Below are 15,960 nucleotides of genomic sequence, written 5' to 3'. Positions count from 1 at the left end.
CAAGCCTATTTTTCCCCCAGCGCCAAGGAGGCGAATGTGGCGGGTAAGATCAAAGCCAGAATTGGTCGACGACTGGGTTTTCGCCTGGCTGGTTTGGCGCTGATCTTGTTGGGTTGCTTCATAAGAATTCTAGACCCCTACCCCGTACGTATGTCTCGCCTGATCTACTTCGACGTGCTTCAGCGCATCTCGCCAAGGGAATACAACCCCGAATTACCGGTTAAGGTTCTGGATATAGACGAGCAGTCATTGGCTAACTGGGGTCAATGGCCCTGGCCGCGCACACTATTGGCGCAGATGGTTCAAAATCTAGGTGAAAACGGCGCGGCGGCCATAGCATTTGATATGCTGTTTGCCGAGCCTGACAGATATTCCCCCGCGCGATTGCTCAGTGACCCGGCGCTTGCAGGGGTTCTGACCGTTGAGCGTCATGCGCAAAAAGCCGACTACGACGTCGTGTTTGGGCTAGAGGTTGCTCATTGGCCAGTCGTACTAGGCACCGCCGCCCGAACATCCCAGGAAGGAAGTCAGATCAGTTCCAAGGCCGGTATCGTTGAGATCGGAGAAAACCCGACCGCGGGGTTGGTCTCGGTGCCCTACTGGACGCCAATTGCTCCACCTCTTGACCGCAGCGCCGCGGGAATTGGCGGCGTTAATGTCTCACCGATTGGGGGGATGGGCGTCGTACGACGTGTTCCAGCCTTGTGGGGTGGACCAGACGGCGCGCTGCCGGGGTTGGGCATCGAAGCTTTGAGAGTTGCTTTGGATGCCCCTTACATTCTGGTCGAGGGCTCTTCTGAGGAAGAAGGGATCGTACTTGCGGTCGAAATCGGGGATTTTCGACTGCCAACAACCGAAGATGGCGAGGTTTGGGTCAGGTATCGAAAAGATCAGCCAGATTTATATCTGTCGGCAGATGCAATCATGCAAAACCCTGATGATCCGGCGCTTCGATCAGAAATCGAGGGCCATATCATACTGGTGGGCACGTCTGCGGCCGGTTTGTTCGATATGCACCAGACAGCGTTGGGTGAGTCCGTACCAGGTGTTTCGATTCACGCGCAGATTATCGAACAGATTTTAGTTGGTGATTTGCTCAGCAGATCTGATGTGACCGCCGCGCTAGAACTGGTGGCATTTGTGATTCTTGGCATTGTTGTCACCGTGGTGATGTCCAACTTTGGAGCGGTTGCATCATTTGTCACAGGCGGCGTAGCGGCAATGGTGGTGATCCTTATCAGCTGGCTTTCATTTCAGAATCAATCGATTTTGTTTGATGCGACCTTCCCTTTGGCCGGAGGAATGGCAAATTTCGGGTTGTTGGCAGGCTACCTGTTTATCTCAACCGAACGGGAAAAGCGAGTGATCCGTCAAACCTTTTCGCATTACGTAGCGCCCGAGATCCTCGATGAGATGGAGGCCAATGGGCATCAACTGCAATTGGGTGGAGAATCTCAGGAGATCACAGTGATGTTCTCGGATATTCGAGGATTTACCCCCTTGTCCGAGTCGGTATCCGCCACAGATTTGGTGGCTTTGCTAAACGCGCTTTTTTCTGAAATCGGGGACCAGATTCTTGTCGAACGCGGAACCATCGATAAGTTTATCGGCGATGCGGTCATGGCCTTCTGGAATGCGCCACTGCCGGTCGATGATCATCCGTGTCGCGCTGCATTGGCCGCATTGAAAATGCGGGTGGCATTAGAGAATTTTAACTCTTCCTCCATTATGCGCGATCGTCCTCCGATTGCCCTCGCCACCGGGTGCGCGACCGGAGCCGCCTGTGTCGGCAATATCGGTTCGCGGCGTCGTTTCAACTATACGGTTATCGGGGATGTGGTGAATGTGGCGGCGCGGATCGAGCAGAATTGCCGACATGTGGATTACGACATACTTGTCTCACACTCGATACAGCAGGCCACAAAATCTGATCTGGCACTGCTCGAGGCGGGATTTGTTGATCTGAAGGGCAAGAGTGAACCAGAACCAGTTTACCTTCTTGTCGGTGACAGGAATCTAGCGGGCAGCGCTGAGTTTAAAGCGTTGGAGGCTGCGCATTTTAGGCTATTGGAAGCCGTTCGATCGCGGGCGTCACAGTTTGACGTTGCGAACCTAAGCAAAGAATGCGCAGCGCTCGCTGCGACAGTCGAGCCGGGTCTGGCATCATTCTATGGCACATTACCCGGCCGTGCTGCGGATTTTCGGTCAGAGATGGTGCATGCCCAACCGGTATTCAGTCATCATAATGGCCTGCGCGAAAACGCGACATAGTATCATCACCCGATTACTTTGGAGAAAGAACGAGGCGCAGCTGATTTTCAACTGCGCCCCGCCAGAAAGATCAATCTCGCCCCCTCGAATACTATCTAAAACAAAAACGGGCTAAAACTTTCGATATATTCGAGACCGACCTTCCATCCTCATTGGAATAAACTCATATTTAGACAATCCAACAGAAGATACAGTGAAGAAGTTCACATTACCTTGAAGTTGTATAAATTTTTTTCTTATCGCCAATCGAAGAAACCTGGACCAGCTTGTTTCAGAAGAGATGCTGCCATGGACTGGCCCAGTTCGATCCCGTCATCGACCGATGCGGCTACTTCATCGATGATGGCCTCGGACCCGTCCGGGCGCAGAACTTCGCCGCGCAGATGCAACCGGCCATCTCGGATTTCAGCCAATCCAGCGATCGGAGTTTCACATGAACCGTCCAGCCCGGCCAGCAAGCTGCGCTCGGCGGCGAGCCGCTGGCTGGTTTCAACGTGATGAATTGCGGCCAGCATTTCTGCAGCGCGCGTGTCATCGCTGCGTCTTTCAATGCCGATCGTGCCCTGAGCAATAGCGGGTAGCATGTCGACCGTGGAAATGGCGGTTGCTGGGACGTCTTTCATATCCAACCGGCGCAAACCGGCCATGGCCAGGAAGGTGCAATCGGCCACGCCATCGGCCAGCTTCTTCAATCTTGTCTGAACATTCCCGCGAAACTCGACCACGTTCAGATCGGGCCGCCGGTTCAGCAATTGCGCCCGGCGGCGCAGCGAAGACGTCCCGACAACAGCGCCTTCGGGCAGATCGTGAATCGAGCTCAATGACGGCGAGATAAACGCATCGCGCACATCCTCGCGTGGCAGGAATGTATCCAACACCAGCCCGTCAGGCTGTTCCACCGGCATGTCTTTGGTCGAATGCACGGCGATGTCGATCTCGCCTTTCAGCATCGCCTCTTCGATTTCCTTGGTGAACAGACCCTTGTTGCCAATCTCTTTCAGCGGTCGGTCCGCGTCGATCATGGCGCGGTTGTCACCGGTCGTCTTAATCACCACGATCTCGAACGCGTCCTCAGGCAGGTCGAAAGCGGCACCAAGCCTCTGACGGGTTTCATAGGCCTGCGCCAGTGCCAGCGGGGATCCACGGGTACCGATTTTCAGAGGCGATGCGGGGGTAGGCAATATCAGACTCATGTGCACAGCTTTAGTCGCGTCACATTGCCCTGACAATGGGGGCAGAGCTTGACAAATTGCCACTGAGGGCCGACCCGTTGCACCAAACCGGAATACTGGGGGCACGAATGGCCGAGACAAAGAAAATACTGCGGGCGCTGGCGGGTGAAGTTCAGGACGTTCCACCGATCTGGATGATGCGGCAGGCAGGGCGGTATCTGCCCGAATATCGCGCCACACGGGCGCAGGCGGGGGATTTCCTGTCCTTGTGCTATAACCCCGAGCTGGCCGCCGAGGTTACCCTTCAACCCATCCGCCGTTACGGATTTGATGCTGCGATCCTGTTTGCCGATATCTTGCTGGTGCCACAGGCGTTGGGCGCGGATTTATGGTTTGTCACTGGTGAGGGGCCGCGTCTGTCCACGATCACGCAGCAATCGGAATTCGATGCGCTGAAGCCGATTGATGCGATCCATGAAACTCTGTCTCCGGTTTATGAGACCGTGCGTATTCTTTCGCGTGAGCTTCCTTCTGAAACTACATTGATCGGATTTGCAGGCGCGCCCTGGACAGTGGCGACCTATATGATCGCCGGACGGGGCACCCCGGATCAGGGGCCAGCCCATGCGCTGCGCGAAGAAAATACTGCGCTGTTCGAGGCGCTACAGGATCGGATCACTGCAGCGACAATTGAATACCTGTCAGCTCAGATCGAGGCCGGGGCCGAGGTTGTCAAAATCTTTGATAGCTGGGCAGGATCATTGAAGGGCGAAGCGTTTCAGAAATACGCTGTTGAACCCTGCCGCTTGATTACCGCAGCCATAAAGGCCCGGCATCCGGGCATTCCCGTCATCGGATTTCCTCGCGAAGCGGATCAGGGCTACATCGGGTTCGCCAAAGCCACCGGAGTGGATTGCGTCGCACTGGACAATTCTGTGTCGCCCGAATGGGCTGCTGCGAATGTACAAGTCGATGGGTGTGTGCAGGGCAATCTGGCCTCATTGCATATGGTCACGGGTGGTCAGGCGCTGGTTGATGAGACACGTCGAATTGTTAAGGCCTTCTCGAAGGGGCCGCATATTTTTAATCTGGGACATGGGATCACACCGGATGCGGACCCGGAGAATGTTCAACTGATGATCGATACGGTGCGCGGGCGGTAAGCCGGGCTAAGGGGCCAGTCCCCTCTTGGCCTTCGGCCAATTCACCCCCGAGATATTTTCAGCCAGATGAAGCGGGCGGGAGATCGTTCAGAATTTCATCTGTGTGCTCTCCGCGTTTTGGGCTGGATCGAGGGTGCCAATCGTAGGTTGAGAATCTTGGTGCGGCTGCGGCTTGACGTGTTTCTTCGTGGTCGATCCATGTTTGGCGAGCCGTGTTCATGGGGTGATCTAGCGCTTCCTGCGGGCTTAGGACCGGGGCAACGCAGGCGTCTGTATCTTGGAACAGCGCCGCCCATTCATCGCGAGGTTTCTCGGCAAATATTTTGCTCAGGCGTTCCGTCAGGCCCGGCCACGCAGCTTGGTCATATTGCCGAGCGAATTCTGCATCATCGCCAAGCCCGAGGATATCTAGAAAGCAGCCGTAAAACTTTGGCTCCAGACATTGAACTGAGATGAAGCCACCGTCTGCGCACGTGTAAGTGCGGCTCCAGTGCGGGCCGTCCAGCAGGCTTTCACCCCGAGTGTCGGACAGGCTGCCAGTCTGGCGCAGGCTCATCAGCAGATTCATCATATGGGCTGAACCATCGTAGATGGCAGCGTCCACCACCGTGCCTTTTCCTGTGCTTTGGGCATTCAGAAGCCCGGCTAGCAGACCTGCGACCAGATACAGTGCGCCACCGCCGATATCTCCGACGAGTGTTGCAGGTGTTAGAGGTGGTTGGCCGGGTGGGGACGCGTAAGACAACGCCCCCGAAAGCGCGATATAGTTAAGATCATGGCCTGCAGTGTTGGACAAAGGGCTTTGCTGGCCCCAACCAGTCATTCGGCCATAGACCAGTTTCGGGTTGATCTGATGACAATCCTCAGGGCCCAGCCCAAGCTTTTCCATCACGCCAGGGCGAAAGCCTTCGATCAGCGCATCAGCGGTTGCGATCAGACGTTTAGCTATCTCTAATTCCTGTGGGTCCTTGAGATCCAGCGCAATGGATCGCTTGCCTCGGTCCAGAAGGGAACGCTCAGGCATTCCCGGTGTGATCGCAGATCCTTTGCGGTGAATAGTGATGACGTCCGCACCCATATCCGCCAGCAGCATGGCAGCGAAAGGGCCCGGGCCAAGCCCTTCGACTTCGATGATACGAATTCCGTTCAGCATGGTCCCTCCTGCGACGCAGGGTTTCTGCGTGGCGCAGCGAATGCAAGCGAAGAGTTTGTTTTGCCCCTGCAATTGGGTTGCTTGCATCGACAATTCAGGGCTAGGTCTATGTCGGTCTGCCGTAGGTATGAAAGAGGTTCTCAGATGCAGCTAAGCGATACACGCGAAATTCAGGCGTCACCCGCCGAAGTTTATTCTGCCCTGCTGGATCCTGAAGTGCTGAAAGCTTGCATCAGTGGTGCACAAGAGATCACTGGCGATCCGACTGAAGGATACCATGCGACCGTGGTGCAAAAGGTCGGCCCCGTGAAGGCGACCTTCAAAGGCACCGTTACCATGTCTGACATGGTTGAACCGGAACGTCTGACCATCGCGGGTGAGGGCAAGGGTGGGGCCGCAGGCTTTGCCAAGGGCAGTGCGAATGTAAGTTTCGAGCCAAGTGAGTCTGGCGGCACGCTTCTGATCTACGACGTTGATGCCAAAGTGGGGGGCAAGCTAGCGCAGTTGGGAAGCCGCCTGATTGATGGATTTGCCAAGAAGATGGCGGATCAGTTTTTTGCCAATCTGCAAGAGCACTTTGAAGGGCCACCGCCGGAAGACGATGACGCCGAGGAAGAAAACAAAAAGGGTTGGCTAGGCCGTTTGACAGGGCGAGATTAAGCCCCCTGCATACATGCGCATGAGCCTGTGCGGAATTGGACTGTTCCAAGATGGTCCTCCGCGATAGGTTGCAGGGCCAGAACGAGGGAACGCATGACCACCATTTTGTCCATCCGCGATTTGCGGAAATCCTATGCCGATGGTTTTGAGGCGCTGAAAGGCGTGTCTCTGGACATTGAAGAAGGTGAGATTCTTGCGCTGTTGGGTCCGAATGGTGCTGGTAAAACAACGCTGATTTCCACCGTTTGCGGCATTACTACTCCGACATCAGGATCGGTTACCGTGGGGGGGCATAACATCCAGACCGAGTTTCGCGCGGCGCGAAAGATGATAGGACTGGTGCCGCAGGAGATCGCGCTGGAGCCGTTCGAGAAGGTTTGGAATACTGTTCGCTTCTCACGAGGGCTGTTCGGCCACGGGTCTGACAATGCCCGGATCGAAGAGATTTTGCGCAAGCTGTCCCTTTGGGACAAGCGCCGCAATTCAATCAAGGAGTTATCTGGCGGCATGAAGCGCCGCGTATTGATTGCCAAGGCTCTGGCGCATGAGCCACGGGTGCTGTTTCTGGATGAACCCACCGCTGGCGTCGATGTCGAACTGCGTAAGGACATGTGGGAGATCGTGGCCGAGTTGAAACTGGCCGGTGTCACCATCATCCTGACCACCCACTATATCGAAGAAGCCGAGGCAATCGCCGACCGTGTCGGCGTCATCGATAAGGGTGAGCTTTTGCTGGTCCAGGATAAGGACACATTGATGGCGCAGATGGGTAAAAAACAGATCGAGGTCATGCTGACCGAGCCTGTATCGACCATTCCCGAAAGCTTGTCCGAGCATAACCTGACTTTGAATGGGGCCGGAGACTCGCTGATCTACACTTACGACACCCATGCCGATCGTACCGGGATCACCACTCTTCTCAATGATGTGGCGCAGGCAGGTCTGGTATTGCGCGACGTTCAGACCCGTCAGTCGAGCCTTGAAGAGATATTCGTTAACCTCGTATCCGGAGAGCCCGCATGAACTGGTCTGCAATTGCCGCAATCTACCGGTTCGAAATGGCCCGGTTTTTCCGTACGCTCGCACAGAGCTTTTTGTCGCCAGTGCTGTCGACCTCGCTTTACTTCGTGGTGTTTGGCACCGCGATCGGCAGTCGCATTCAAGAGATTGAGGGCGTTTCTTACGGCGCTTTCATTGTGCCGGGTCTCATCATGTTGTCTGTGGTGATGCTGTCGATCTCGAACGCATCTTTCGGCATATATTTCCCGAAGTTTCTGGGCACGATTTATGAGCTATTGTCGGCGCCGATCAATTTCATTGAGATTGTGATCGGATATGTGGGGGCAGCCGCAACCAAGGCGTTGTTCGTCGGCCTTGTCATTCTGGCCACCGCGACCTTCTTCGTCGATATACGCATAGAACACCCCTTTGCCATGGCGGCATTCCTAGTCCTGTCCTGTCTCAGCTTTTCGTTGCTGGGCTTTATCGTGGGTATCTGGGCCGGGAATTTTGAGCAGATGTCGCTGGTTCCTCAACTTGTCGTGACGCCCCTGATCTTTCTGGGCGGCACGTTCTACTCGATCTCGATGCTGCCGCCCCTCTGGCAAACGATCACACTGTTCAACCCTGTGGTCTATCTGATTTCAGGCTTTCGCTGGTCGTTCTACGGAATCGCCGATGTACCCATTTTCTGGAGCCTTCTGGCTATACTTGCGTTCACCGGAATCTGCCTTGCAATCATTGGCTGGATATTCAAAACCGGCTGGCGCATCCGTAGCTAGGGCGTTGCATTTTTGCCCATCAGGTGTGTGAAATTGGTTCACGTCGCGTTTATGGCGCTTCGGGTCTCTTGTTTACAGCCTCGGCGCCCTCTACATCGGCTTCCATGAAACTCAGCCTGCCCTTCCTGAAAAAGCAGCCCATGGTGGCCGTTGTTCGTCTGTCCGGTGCCATCGGAATGGCAGGGCGCGGGTCGATGAATGCCACCGCCTTGGCGCCGGTACTGGAAAAAGCTTTTCGCAAAGGTAAGCCTGCTGCCGTAGCACTTGAGGTCAATTCGCCGGGTGGATCGCCTGTTCAAAGCTCATTGATTGGTGCGCGTATCCGGCGGCTGGCGGAAGAGCTTGATATTCCGGTCTATGCCTTCGTCGAAGATGTGGCCGCCTCGGGCGGATACTGGCTGGCGGCTTCGGCAGATGAGATTTGGGCCGATGACAGTTCGGTTCTGGGATCAATAGGCGTGATTTCTTCTGGCTTCGGTGCGCATGTATTTCTGGCACGCCAGGGCTTTGAAAGACGTGTGCACACAGCGGGTCAGTCGAAATCGATGCTCGATCCGTTTGCCCCCGAAAAGAAAGACGACGTTGCACGGCTCAAAGTGCTGCTGGGCGATATCCACGAGAATTTCATTGATCACGTAAAGTCTCGCCGAGACGGCAAGCTGGATACCAGTGCTGATCTGTTCAATGGCGAGGTTTGGCTGGCGCGGCGTGCGCAAGAGTTGGGATTGATCGACGGGATTGCGCATCTGAAGCCTAAAATGCAGGAGAAGTTTGGCGATAAGGTCAAATTCCGCCGTTACGGACTGCGCAAACCGATCTGGTCCCGTTTTGGGGCGACGATTGCGCAGGATGCCTTTGCCGGGCTTGAGGAGCGTGCTGCCTACGCGCGTTTCGGGTTGTGACGTGATCATCAAAATAGTCTCACTGTTTCTGGTTGCCATGGGTGTTCTGGCGATGTTCGGAAAGCTCCGCTTTCCGGGTCACAAACGGTTGAGTTCTGCAAAATGTCCTCGTTGTGGGCGGTTTCGGATCGGTAAAGGCCCCTGTCCTTGTGAAACAGGAGGCCGTGGATGAGCGCGTGGCTGTTCTCTGGCCTTGGATTGCTGATCTTGCTGTTGGCAGGTGATGCGCTGGTCCGCGGGGCCGTGAACCTCAGCCTGCGATTGGGTGTGCCTGCGCTGATTGTCAGCCTTACGATCGTTGCCTTTGGTACCTCGGCACCTGAATTGTTGATCGCGATCAGTGCGATCAAAGAAAATGCGCCGGGGATAGCGCTGGGCAACGTTGTGGGGTCGAACACGGCGAATATTCTGTTGGTTCTGGGGCTTCCGGCGCTTTTGGCGACGTTGCATACAAGCGAATGTGACAGCAGAAAAAACTATATCTTCATGCTGCTCGCTTCGGTTCTGTTTATCGGGTTGGCATTTTGCGGGGTCTTTAATCTGCTCAGTGGGGCGATCTTGCTGGCAGCTTTGGCTCTGGTTCTCGCCAATGCCTTTCGCGAGGCGCATGCCCACCGCAAAGCCTGTGGTGAAGCCTGTACTGACGACGACGAGCTGGACGGTCTGGAGGAAGCAGACCCCGACATGCCTTATTGGAAGGTAGCAGTTTATTTGATCCTGGGCCTGATCGGTCTGCCTATGGGTGCTCATTTGCTGGTCGACAATGCGACCATCATCGCCCAGAGCTATGGCGTGAGCGAAACTGTGATCGGCCTGACCTTGATCGCGGTTGGCACATCCTTGCCGGAACTGGCGACTACGGTCATGGCGGCATTGCGACGGCAGGCAGATGTGGCACTTGGCAATGTTATCGGATCGAACATGTTCAATCTGCTGGCCATTGTCGGTATCGCAACCCTGTTTGGGCGTATTCCGGTTGATCCTGAGTTTCTGCGCTTTGATCTCTGGGTGATGCTGGGTGCGTCGCTTTTGCTGGTCCCGTTTGTTTTCTTCAAAAAGGACATCACCCGGGTCTGGGGTTTGGTCCTGACGCTACTTTATGTGATCTATGTGGTTAGCCTTCTGGCCTGATCAGACCTGGGGAGAGAGCCCATGACCCAAACACTGGTGACCGGAGCGGGAAAACGTCTTGGCCGCTCGATGGCACTATACCTGGCGCGGCGCGGGATGGATGTGGCTGTGCATTACGCAAGTTCGGAACGGGAAGCGCTGGACACAGTGAATGAAGTGCAAGCGCTTGGGCGAAAGTCAGTGGCTCTTCAGGCGGATCTGCTTGACGAAGCTCAGGTCAGTTCGTTGCTACCCCGCTCGGTCGAGGCGCTTGGCGGACCGATAACTTGCCTCGTCAACAATGCCTCGATCTTTGAATATGACAATATTAATACCGCTACGCGCAACAGCTGGGATCGCCACCTCGACAGCAACCTGCGCGCGCCATTTGTTCTGACGCAGGCCATGGCCGCACAGGGATTGCAGCCGACATTGGATGAACAGGGTGAGCCCCAGGCAGTGGGTCTGATTGTGAACATGGTGGACATGCGCGTTCGTAAACTGACGCCCGAGTTCATGTCGTATACGATCGCCAAGATGGGTCTATGGACCCTAACCCAAACCGCAGCTCAGGCATTGACACCTGCGATCCGCGTAAACGCAATCGGCCCGGGACCGACGATGCAGGGTCATCGACAAAGCGAAAAGCACTTTAACGCTCAACGCCGGAACACGATTCTTAAACGCGGCGCGAATCCTTCAGATATCACTGCCGCGCTTGGCTATTTTCTGGATGCGCATTCGGTCACCGGTCAGCTTTTGTGCGTGGATGGCGGGCAGCATCTGGGCTGGCAGACGCCGGATGTACTGGGCGTAGAATAGGTAAAACTGCGGTAAGTTTTGCACCGCTCTCATTTACGTTACATGCACGTTACAAAAATGTCTTAATTTTCATACACTTGTCTCACATCTGAAAAAGTATCGTTTGAAAACAAATAGTTAAAATACTGCCTATTTTTTGTGCAGATTAACGAATAGGCAATGATTCAAGGGAAAATCACGATGCCCCAAAAGTTATCTGCATACTTATCCACAGAAGTCGTGGATTTGTTTTCTCTTGATCTAAGGGGCTTAAGATTGCAGCCATGGTCAGAGAATCATATCTCAGAGCCATGACAGCCAGCACCGACCCCGATTCATCAACACAAGCCACCGGCTATGCCTGCATTCAGCGCTATGTGAAAACGCTGGACAGCTCGCCGGGTGTTTACCGGATGCTGGATGCGGACAGTCGTGTCCTGTATGTCGGCAAAGCGCGGAATCTGAAGGCGCGGGTGTCGAACTATACGCGCCCGGGGAATTCGGGCCGGATCGAGAAGATGATTGCAGCGACTGCCTCGATGATGTTCCTGACCACGCGGACAGAGACCGAGGCACTGCTGCTGGAACAAAACCTGATCAAGCAGCTCAAGCCAAAATACAATGTGCTGCTGCGGGACGACAAAAGCTTTCCGAATATTTTGGTCGCCAAGGATCACGCATTTCCGCAGATCAAGAAGCATCGCGGGGCCAAGAAGGAAAAAGGCGCCTATTTCGGACCATTCGCCAGTGCTGGAGCCGTAAACCGGACGCTGAACCAGTTGCAGAAAGCATTCCTGCTGCGGAATTGCTCTGACTCAATGTTTGATAGCCGTACGCGGCCTTGCTTGCTCTATCAGATCAAGCGCTGTTCTGGGCCATGTGTTGGGCTGATTTCCGATGCGGACTATCGTGAAAGCGTAAAGGACGCCGAACGGTTTCTATCTGGCAGATCGACCAAGGTACAGGAAGATTTGGCCGATCAGATGATGGCCGCGTCCGAAGCGATGGAATTCGAGCGCGCCGCCGGCCTGCGCGACCGAATCCGGGCGCTGACGCAGGTGCAGACCAGCCAGGGCATCAACCCGCGCGGTGTGGCTGAGGCGGATGTGATCGGCCTGTATATGGACGGCGGGCAGGCCTGCGTACAGGTGTTCTTTATCCGCGCCAATCAAAACTGGGGGAATAAGGACTTCTATCCGCGCGTTGGTGCGGACGTGTCTCCGGCAGAGGTGATGGAGGCGTTCTTGGGGCAATTCTACGACAATAAGGAACCGCCGCGTCAGTTGATCCTGTCTGATGCAATCGAAAACGCCGATCTGATGCAACAGGCGCTATCCGAAAAAGCCGGCCGTAAGGTTGAAATCAATGTGCCCCAGCGTGGCGAGAAACAGGAATTGGTGGCTGGTGCCTTACGCAATGCGCGTGAATCACTGGCCCGACGGATGTCAGAAAGTGCCACGCAGGCCAAATTGCTGCGGGGTGTGGCCGAGGCATTTGATCTGGACGCACCGCCGAACCGGATCGAGGTTTACGATAACTCTCACATACAAGGAACTAACGCAGTAGGGGGCATGATCGTCGCAGGTCCTGAAGGGTTCATGAAGAACGCTTATCGCAAGTTCAACATTCGTGGCGACGATCTGACCCCGGGTGATGATTTCGGCATGATGAAAGAGGTCCTGACCCGCCGTTTCACTCGTCTGCAAAAAGAAGACCCGGATCGCGATAAGGGGCTATGGCCTGACCTACTGTTGATAGATGGCGGAGCCGGACAGGTGAGTGCTGTGCACGAGATCATGCAGGCGCATGGGGTCGAAGATATTCCAATGATCGGTGTCGCCAAAGGCGTGGATCGCGACCATGGCAAAGAAGAGTTTCATCGCATCGGCCAACGCCCCTTTGCCTTGAAACGCAATGACCCCGTATTGTACTTCATTCAGCGCCTAAGGGACGAGGCCCACCGCTTCGCCATCGGGACGCACCGTGCGAAACGGGCCAAAGCGGTTGGTGCTACGCCCTTGGATGAAATTCCCGGCGTCGGAGCTGCACGCAAACGTGCTCTGTTGGCTCATTTTGGCAGCGCCAAAGCTGTAAGCCGAGCCAATTTGGCAGACCTAAGAGCTGTCGAAGGTATCTCAGCCGGGCTGGCGCAGAAAGTCTATGATTTCTTCCACGACAAGGGTTAGGCTTTTCGCCCGCGCCAGAGAATATAAAGACCGGAGGCCACGATCAGGGCGCTGCCAATCCACATTGTTTGATCCAATTGCTCTTTGAACAAGAATACACCCAGCCCGATCCCGAACAGAAGCCGAGAATACCTAAAGGGCGTCACAGCTGAAACTTCGCCTGTCCGCATCGCTTTCATGAGTGACGCATAGGCCATCGTCCCGATCACCGCTGCGGTCGCAATGTAGGCACCTGTGGTGCCCGTCATAGCTACCATCGGCGCGCCCTCATAGAATCGATAGGCGATCCCAGCAACCACGACAGAGAGGAACCCGTAGAACCCCAGCACGTCTGCCCCCAGTGTCGCGGGCGCGGCGCGGCTCGCCAGATCGCGACCCGCAAATCCCAACATCCCGAACACCGCCAGAAGTGACAGCATCGTAAAACTATCGCCTGTTGGTCGGATGATGATGACGACACCGACCAGACCAATTGCAATCGCGCTCCAGCGTCGCCAGCCGACGGTTTCCCCAAAGAACAGCGCCGCACCAGCAACCACGACCAGCGGCGTGGCCTGCAAAATCACTGTCGCAGATGAGAGTGGCGTCAGAGCGATTGCCAGCAAATAGAACATCCGTCCTAGGATCTCGAAAAAGACGCGAATTCTCATGGGCCGAGACAAGACATCGGGATGGAATAACCTCCCGCCGCGTACGGTTGTGACGCATGCAAAAATCATTGATCCGCCCGTGCCAAACAGAAGCAAAACCTGCCAGATCGGCAAATCAGCCGATGCGCCTTTTAGCAGCGCGTCTTCGATCGCGAACAAAGCCATGGCGGCGATCATCCAGGCGCTACCGACTAGGTTCGACCGGGGGTCGGTTTGGATATGCGGTGTCATGTGGGGTTCAGGTACTTTCAGGTCGGACCATCCGCCAATCTGACTTCAATGTCTTGCGATGCCAAGATGAATCTGAAGACTTCTCTACTGTTGCGACTCTTTGACGTGCCACGTGCCAAACGCTTGTGTACTGTGAATTTTTCGCGACCTCATCTTTTATGTCCCGGGTCGGCGATGTAGGGTCCAAGCCATGAAATGGAACCTGCCGAATATTCTGACCGTCCTGCGCCTCGTGGCTGCGCCGGGTCTTGCCGTGATGTTTCTGTATTTCACGCGCCCCTATGCGGATTGGTTTGCGCTGATCCTGTTCCTGACTGCGGCCATCACTGATTGGTTCGACGGCTATCTTGCGCGGGCATGGAAACAGGAAACCAAAATCGGGGCCATGCTGGATCCAATCGCTGATAAGGCGATGGTTGTGATCGCGTTGATGATCCTGGTGGGCTACTCGACCGAGCACTGGACGCCATGGTTGGTGCTGCCCGCAACGGTGATCCTCTTTCGCGAAGTCTTTGTTTCAGGTCTGCGGGAATATCTGGGTGATGTGGCTGGGACGTTGAAGGTCACGAAACTGGCCAAGTGGAAAACGACGGCTCAGATGGTGGCAATCGCGACCCTGTTTTCGCAGGGCATATTCGAACACCACTTCGTGATGGCCACGTTCGGCATGGACGCCACGACCATAGATCAAGTGCTGACCGGGCAGGTAGAGGATCTGGGCCACATGCGCTGGCATCTTGAAGGCATGTTCTGGTCTGGCCGTATTGGTCTGTGGCTGCTGTGGATCGCTGCGACGCTGACATTGATCACCGGCTATGACTACCTACGTAAAGCCATGCCCCACCTGAAGGAGAGCTAAGCAATGGACGTGCTGTATTTCGCCTGGGTGCGTGAACGCATCGGTCTGCCTAAAGAGAAAGTTCAGACCGAAGCTGCCACTGTGAACGATCTGGTCGCTGAACTCAGCGCACGCGAAGATCGCTATGCCGCTGCGTTCGCGGACCTCTCCGCGCTGCGTGTAGCGTTGGATCAAGAGCTTTCGGATTTTGACGCCTCATTGACCGGGGTGCGCGAGGTAGCCTTCTTCCCGCCCATGACGGGTGGCTAAGATGCGGATCGCTGTGCAAGAGGCTCCGTTTGATCTGGGGGTCGAAGCCAATGCTTTTGCAGCCGGAGACGATGCCAATGGGGCCATCGTGACTTTCACCGGCGTAGTACGAGATCTGAGCTCTGGCGATCTGGATGTCATGGAGATTGAGCACTATCCCGGAATGACCGAACGTGCGCTGACCAAGATTGCACAAGATGCAATGGATCGCTGGTCGCTTGGGGATGTTCTGGTAATTCACCGCCACGGGCGTCTTGCCCCGGGCGATCGGATCATGATGGTTGCCACTGCTGCGCCACATCGCAAGGATGCGTTTGAAGCGGCAGAGTTTCTGATGGACTACCTTAAATCCCGCGCGCCGTTCTGGAAGAAAGAAATCACCAAATCCGGCGCAGAATGGGTTGCTGCGAAGGACGAAGACGAAGACGCTTTGACCCGCTGGTAATTCGATCAGTCGGCGTTGTTGATCCGCCCGCGCAATTCTTCGGCTTCCTGCCGCGCGGCACGCAATCCCTCCATCGCTGCACTCAGTTCGGCTTCGGTCTGCGTTAGCTGGTTGGTCAGCTCCGCTTCGCGTTGCTGCAGATAGGTGATTGCTTGATCGCGCGTTTCCTCGGCCTCGTGCAACTCCTGGCTCATGCGATCCAGATCAGCCACGTCGCTTTGACGGACGCGCGACAATCGATGTGCCAGCCAGTTCGCAAACCAGCCCATGCAGAAGGCAGCAAACAGGATGATAGCGGTGGCGATAACGAATTCGATTCTGTTCACT

At 55.4% G+C, this 15,960-nt stretch carries 16 protein-coding genes; 12 read left to right on the top strand and 4 right to left on the bottom strand.

Annotated elements, in window-relative coordinates:
- Positions 1-36 precede the first annotated feature (36 nt).
- Complete coding sequence (locus tag ACR0DU_RS18670) at positions 37-2,271, top strand: CHASE2 domain-containing protein (RefSeq protein ID WP_480876517.1); 2,235 nt, start codon at positions 37-39, stop codon at positions 2,269-2,271.
- Between the two features lie 236 nt (positions 2,272-2,507).
- On the opposite strand, the gene hemC is transcribed toward ACR0DU_RS18670, so the two are convergent.
- A complete protein-coding gene (gene hemC, locus ACR0DU_RS18665; RefSeq protein ID WP_480876514.1) occupies positions 2,508-3,464 on the bottom strand; it encodes a hydroxymethylbilane synthase in 957 nt (318 codons plus the stop codon).
- A gap of 107 nt (positions 3,465-3,571) precedes the next feature.
- Here hemC and hemE point away from each other — a divergent pair, with 107 nt between their 5' ends.
- The gene (gene hemE, locus ACR0DU_RS18660) at positions 3,572-4,606 is read left to right on the top strand and encodes a uroporphyrinogen decarboxylase (protein WP_480876511.1); all 1,035 of its coding nucleotides are present in this window, start codon (positions 3,572-3,574) and stop codon (positions 4,604-4,606) included.
- 58 nt (positions 4,607-4,664) lie between these two features.
- Here the strand turns inward: hemE and ACR0DU_RS18655 are convergent, their stop codons facing one another.
- Complete coding sequence (locus ACR0DU_RS18655; RefSeq protein ID WP_480876508.1) at positions 4,665-5,759, bottom strand: CaiB/BaiF CoA transferase family protein; 1,095 nt, start codon at positions 5,757-5,759, stop codon at positions 4,665-4,667.
- Between the two features lie 144 nt (positions 5,760-5,903).
- Between ACR0DU_RS18655 and ACR0DU_RS18650 the strand changes: the two genes are divergently transcribed.
- The 7 genes from ACR0DU_RS18650 (at position 5,904) to uvrC (ending at position 13,199) form a co-directional block, all read left to right on the top strand.
- Positions 5,904-6,419 carry an SRPBCC family protein gene (locus ACR0DU_RS18650; RefSeq protein WP_480876505.1) on the top strand — a complete coding sequence of 172 codons (516 nt, stop codon included), beginning with the start codon at positions 5,904-5,906 and terminating at the stop codon, positions 6,417-6,419.
- Between the two features lie 93 nt (positions 6,420-6,512).
- Positions 6,513-7,442 carry an ABC transporter ATP-binding protein gene (locus ACR0DU_RS18645; RefSeq protein WP_480876502.1) on the top strand — a complete coding sequence of 310 codons (930 nt, stop codon included), beginning with the start codon at positions 6,513-6,515 and terminating at the stop codon, positions 7,440-7,442.
- Positions 7,439-8,200, top strand: a complete 762-nt coding sequence (locus tag ACR0DU_RS18640; protein ID WP_480716665.1) for an ABC transporter permease — start codon at positions 7,439-7,441, stop codon at positions 8,198-8,200. Before ACR0DU_RS18645 ends, ACR0DU_RS18640 begins: the two co-directional genes overlap by 4 nt.
- A gap of 104 nt (positions 8,201-8,304) precedes the next feature.
- Positions 8,305-9,102: a S49 family peptidase gene (locus tag ACR0DU_RS18635; protein WP_029622261.1), complete on the top strand. Its 798-nt coding sequence runs from the start codon at positions 8,305-8,307 to the stop codon at positions 9,100-9,102.
- Between the two features lie 168 nt (positions 9,103-9,270).
- On the top strand, positions 9,271-10,233 hold the full coding sequence (locus ACR0DU_RS18630) for a calcium/sodium antiporter (RefSeq protein ID WP_480876499.1): 963 nt from the start codon (positions 9,271-9,273) through the stop codon (positions 10,231-10,233).
- Between the two features lie 21 nt (positions 10,234-10,254).
- On the top strand, positions 10,255-11,034 hold the full coding sequence (locus tag ACR0DU_RS18625) for an SDR family oxidoreductase (protein WP_480876496.1): 780 nt from the start codon (positions 10,255-10,257) through the stop codon (positions 11,032-11,034).
- Between the two features lie 290 nt (positions 11,035-11,324).
- Complete coding sequence (gene uvrC, locus ACR0DU_RS18620; RefSeq protein ID WP_480876493.1) at positions 11,325-13,199, top strand: excinuclease ABC subunit UvrC; 1,875 nt, start codon at positions 11,325-11,327, stop codon at positions 13,197-13,199.
- On the opposite strand, the gene ACR0DU_RS18615 is transcribed toward uvrC, so the two are convergent.
- On the bottom strand, positions 13,196-14,080 hold the full coding sequence (locus tag ACR0DU_RS18615) for a DMT family transporter (protein WP_480876491.1): 885 nt from the start codon (positions 14,078-14,080) through the stop codon (positions 13,196-13,198). The genes uvrC and ACR0DU_RS18615 overlap by 4 nt on opposite strands.
- A 190-nt stretch (positions 14,081-14,270) precedes the next feature.
- Between ACR0DU_RS18615 and pgsA the strand changes: the two genes are divergently transcribed.
- The 3 genes from pgsA to ACR0DU_RS18600 are packed head-to-tail and all read left to right on the top strand — an operon-like array spanning position 14,271 to position 15,633.
- Positions 14,271-14,939: a CDP-diacylglycerol--glycerol-3-phosphate 3-phosphatidyltransferase gene (gene pgsA, locus ACR0DU_RS18610; RefSeq protein ID WP_480876489.1), complete on the top strand. Its 669-nt coding sequence runs from the start codon at positions 14,271-14,273 to the stop codon at positions 14,937-14,939.
- A gap of 3 nt (positions 14,940-14,942) precedes the next feature.
- Positions 14,943-15,188, top strand: coding sequence for a molybdopterin converting factor subunit 1 (gene moaD / locus ACR0DU_RS18605; protein WP_170474018.1), 246 nt, complete (start codon positions 14,943-14,945; stop codon positions 15,186-15,188).
- A 1-nt stretch (position 15,189) separates the two neighbouring features.
- Positions 15,190-15,633, top strand: coding sequence for a molybdenum cofactor biosynthesis protein MoaE (locus ACR0DU_RS18600; protein WP_319546084.1), 444 nt, complete (start codon positions 15,190-15,192; stop codon positions 15,631-15,633).
- Positions 15,634-15,638: 5 nt separating this feature from the next.
- Here ACR0DU_RS18600 and ACR0DU_RS18595 read toward each other — a convergent pair whose 3' ends face one another.
- Positions 15,639-15,959, bottom strand: a complete 321-nt coding sequence (locus tag ACR0DU_RS18595; protein ID WP_010443584.1) for a hypothetical protein — start codon at positions 15,957-15,959, stop codon at positions 15,639-15,641.
- Position 15,960 lies beyond the last annotated feature (1 nt).

It is taken from the genome of Ruegeria sp. G2 (assembly GCF_056533505.1).
Note: the sequence above shows the minus strand (reverse complement) of the source record. Positions and strands in the feature narration are given on the sequence as shown.